Origin of the sequence: Candidatus Thiosymbion oneisti, from assembly GCF_900092655.1 — a bacterium.
Taxonomy (GTDB): Bacteria; Pseudomonadota; Gammaproteobacteria; order Chromatiales; family Chromatiaceae; genus Thiosymbion; species Thiosymbion oneisti.
On the sequence record NZ_FLUY01001113.1, the window covers coordinates 1 to 3440 of the forward strand.

Below are 3440 nucleotides of genomic sequence, written 5' to 3' on the forward strand. Positions count from 1 at the left end.
GCGGCAGGATGGTGCCACTTGCCGACCCCCGGCTTATGCTCAGGGCTGGAGGTTCCGGTAAGCATCGAGGCGAGGTTACCGCCTGCCTGGCGGCAGACAGGCCGCACTCCAAAACGTCCGCTGGTACCCTCCCATGATCCTTGGCAGTCCGGAATCCATAAAGAGCCAAAAAGTTTTTGTCGGGTCACGGCACGATGGACGTAGAACTTATCGAAATCCGCGATTTTCTCGCCAGTCATCATCCCTTCGATCTGCTTCCCGACGAGGTGTTGGGGCAACTGCCCAGACGGCTCTCGGTGCGTTACTTCCGTCGGGGCACTCCCTGTCCGCCGGATGACGTGGATCAATCCTATCTGTATATCGTGCGCCGCGGTGCCATCGACCTGCGCGACGAGCACGGTGAGCTGGTCGGCAAGCTCGCCGAAGGCGACCTGTTCCCGTGGCGCTGCCGCCCGCAGGACCACTCTGAGCCCCTCTTCTCCTGCAGTGCCGCCGAGGATACCCTGGCTTATCTGATCTCCTGCGCGGACTTAGATCGCCTACGCGAGCAGCACAGGGCCTTTTCCGACCACTTCGAGTACAGGGTCGCCGAACGCCTTCGCAACGCCTTACACCGGATCAAGGAAGGATCGGCCACCGGCGTAGGAGGGATGACCGTCCGCGTCTCGGATCTGCTCAGTCATCCCCTGGTTGCTGCCACGCCTGACACCAGCATCCGGGATGCCGCGCGGATCATGACCGAGCAGCGCGCCTCATCGCTGATTCTCATGGAGGGGGAGCGTCTCGCCGGCATGATCACGGATCGCGACCTGCGCAGCCGGTGCATCGCCGCCGGCCTGTCCTATAGGACCCCGGTGCGCGAGATCATGACGGAGAACCTTCACACCACCGAGGCAGACAGCCTGGGCTTTCAGGTCCTGATTGCCATGACCCGGCTCAACGTACACCATCTGCCCGTGCTGGACGATGGCCAGGTGGTCGGCGTCGTGTCCACTTCCGACCTGGTGCGCTTCCAAAGTGCCAATGCGGTCTATCTGGTGGGGGATATCTATAAGGCACAGGACCTCGCAACCCTGGTCCAGATCAGCACCAAGGTCCCGGAGCTGCAAGTCAACCTCGTCACCGGCGGTGCCTCCGCGGATCAGGTCGGCCAGGCGGTCAGCGCCGTGACCGATGCCTTCACCACCCGCCTGCTGGAATTGGCGGAAGCGGAGCTCGGCCCGCCCCCGGTACCCTATACCTGGCTGGCGGGTGGCTCTCAGGCGCGCCGCGAGCAATCATCCCACTCCGATCAAGACAACGCCCTGCTGATCGCCGATCAGGCCGGACTTGAGGATGACGAGTACTTTGCTGCCCTGGCCGAGCGCGTGAACGAGGGGCTCGCTGCCTGTGGTTACGACCATTGCCCAGGCGACGTAATGGCCCGTAACCCGAAGTGGCGTCAACCCTTGCATATCTGGCGCAGGTACTTCACGGACTGGATCGAACGCCCCGAGCCGAGGGCGCTCATGCTGGCCAATGTCTTCTTCGACCTGCGCCCGGTGCAGGATCCGGGGGGGCTGTTCGGAGAGCTGCACCAGCATGTGCTGGAACACTCCCGTGCCAACCGCATCTTCATCGCATACCTGGCCGCTAACGCCCTCAAGCACCGGCCGCCGCTCGGTTTCTTCCGCAATTTCGTGCTCATCCGCGGCGGCGAGCACGACCATACCCTCGACCTCAAATACCGCGGAACGGTGCCGGTGGTGGATCTGGCACGGGTACATGCGCTCTCTGCCGGAATCCCGGAGATCAACACCATCGAACGCCTGCAGGCGGGGGGAGAGGTCCAGGCCTTGAGTCACGACGGTGCGGCCAATCTGATCGACGCCTTGGAGCTCATCGGCACCCTGCGCATGCGGCACCAGGCACGCCAAATCCGCGCCGGCCAAAAGGCGGATAACTACTTGTCTCCGGATGAGCTCTCGTCCCCGGAACGCGGTCACCTCAAGGATGCCTTCGCCCTGATCAACACGATGCAGGAAGCCCTGGGACAACGCCATCAGGCAGCGCGTTTTGCCTGATATTCTATCGATCCCGATCGACGATGTAACGTGCGATCCAGCGCAGGGGATCGGCGCGCTCGTCGAAGTCCTGCAGGTTTGTCAACGCCTCGGTAACCAGCATGCGGGCCTGCGCGCGGGCCTCGGCAAGGCCCAACAGTGCCGGGTAGGTGGCCTTGCCTTGGGCCTGGTCCTTGCCCCTGGTCTTGCCGATTACAGCCGTCTCTCCCTCCACATCCAGGATGTCGTCGTGGATCTGAAAGGCTAGACCTAGGCACTTGGCGTAGCGGTCGAGGTGGTCCGTGGACTTAGGATCCAACTCAGGGCGCGCGAGGGTAGCCATGCGCACGCTGGCCCGAATCAGGGCCCCGGTCTTGTGGATGTGGATGTTCTCCAGCGCAACCAGGTCAAGCTCCCGACCGGACGTGAAAGCATTTAACTCCAGGGCCTGTCCACCGGCCATGCCGCGGGAGCCGGCGGCCCGGGCGAGGGTATCCACCATGGCGGTTCGGGCCTGTGCTCCTCCCGGCACGGTATCATCCGAGGCCAGGATCTGAAACGCCAGGGTCTGCAGCGCATCCCCCGCCAGGATAGCCATGGCTTCGCCGAATACCTTATGGCAGGTCGGTCGACCACGGCGCAGATCGTCGTCGTCCATGGCCGGCAGGTCGTCGTGGATCAGCGAGTAGGCGTGGGTCAGCTCCAGGGCGCAGGCGGGGGCATTCAAGGTCTCCGGGGCCAGCCCGATGGCGAGCCCGGCACCATAGGTCAGCGCCGGGCGGATGTATTTGCCCGTTCCGAGGACCGCGTAGCGCATGGCTCGGTGTAGGGGCTCGGGCTGTATCTCCGGTGCCGGGAGCTGGGCCTCGAGGGCTGAGGTTACGCGCTCCCGGCATGCGGCCAGAAAGGCCTGCAGGCGTGGATCACTCATGGTCCTGGAAGGGCTCCGGCGACTCATTGGTAAGGATGCGGACCTTCTGCTCAGCCGCGTCCAGGACCTTCCGGCAGGTGCGGGTCAGCTCGATGCCGCGCTCGAAGTAGGCCAGCGATTGCTCCAGGGTCAGCTCGCCCTGTTCCAGGGTATCGACTAGGGATTCCAGCTCCTTGAGGACGTCTTCAAAGCTGACCTCTTCAAAGCCTTGGGGTTGGGTGTCTGCCGCGTGGGTCATTGGGTCATTGCTGAGGGTTGCTACAGGTACTCGTCCCAACCAGTGCTTGGAGATTGCCAGGTACCGCTCGAGAGGATACGCCAGCTTCCGTCCTCGGCACGCACCTTTGCGTTTAAGGTAGTGCTCAACATGTAGTGATCCAGTTCTGGATACTCATTGCAAAGTTCCAATCGGACAGGATTCACAGGATTTTCAGGATTAACAAGATTCTTTATTTTTGTAGGGAACG

Annotated in this window: 4 protein-coding genes; 1 reads left to right on the forward strand and 3 read right to left on the reverse strand. The window is 62.8% G+C overall.

The features are described from left to right. Nucleotides 1–194: 194 nt before the first annotated feature. Nucleotides 195–2063, forward strand: coding sequence for a DUF294 nucleotidyltransferase-like domain-containing protein (locus tag BQ17_RS11360; RefSeq protein WP_089727143.1), 1869 nt, complete (start codon nucleotides 195–197; stop codon nucleotides 2061–2063). Between the two features lie 4 nt (nucleotides 2064–2067). On the opposite strand, the gene ispA is transcribed toward BQ17_RS11360, so the two are convergent. The 3 genes from ispA to BQ17_RS22655 form a co-directional block, all read right to left on the reverse strand. After that, nucleotides 2068–2973, reverse strand: coding sequence for a (2E,6E)-farnesyl diphosphate synthase (gene ispA / locus BQ17_RS11365; protein WP_089727145.1), 906 nt, complete (start codon nucleotides 2971–2973; stop codon nucleotides 2068–2070). Further along, on the reverse strand, nucleotides 2966–3211 hold the full coding sequence (locus BQ17_RS11370; protein ID WP_089727147.1) for an exodeoxyribonuclease VII small subunit: 246 nt from the start codon (nucleotides 3209–3211) through the stop codon (nucleotides 2966–2968). Before BQ17_RS11370 ends, ispA begins: the two co-directional genes overlap by 8 nt. 20 nt (nucleotides 3212–3231) lie before the next feature. Further along, the coding region (locus BQ17_RS22655) for a hypothetical protein (protein ID WP_218068233.1) at nucleotides 3232–3440 on the reverse strand (209 nt) is incomplete at its 5' end.

What these genes read in the sequence shown, in the direction of transcription:
- BQ17_RS11360 (WP_089727143.1), top strand. Translation starts at nt 195, where the DNA reads ATGGACGTAGAACTTATCGAAATCCGCGATTTTCTCGCCAGTCATCAT.
- ispA (WP_089727145.1), bottom strand. Translation starts at nt 2,973, where the DNA reads ATGAGTGATCCACGCCTGCAGGCCTTTCTGGCCGCATGCCGGGAGCGC.
- BQ17_RS11370 (WP_089727147.1), bottom strand. Translation starts at nt 3,211, where the DNA reads ATGACCCACGCGGCAGACACCCAACCCCAAGGCTTTGAAGAGGTCAGC.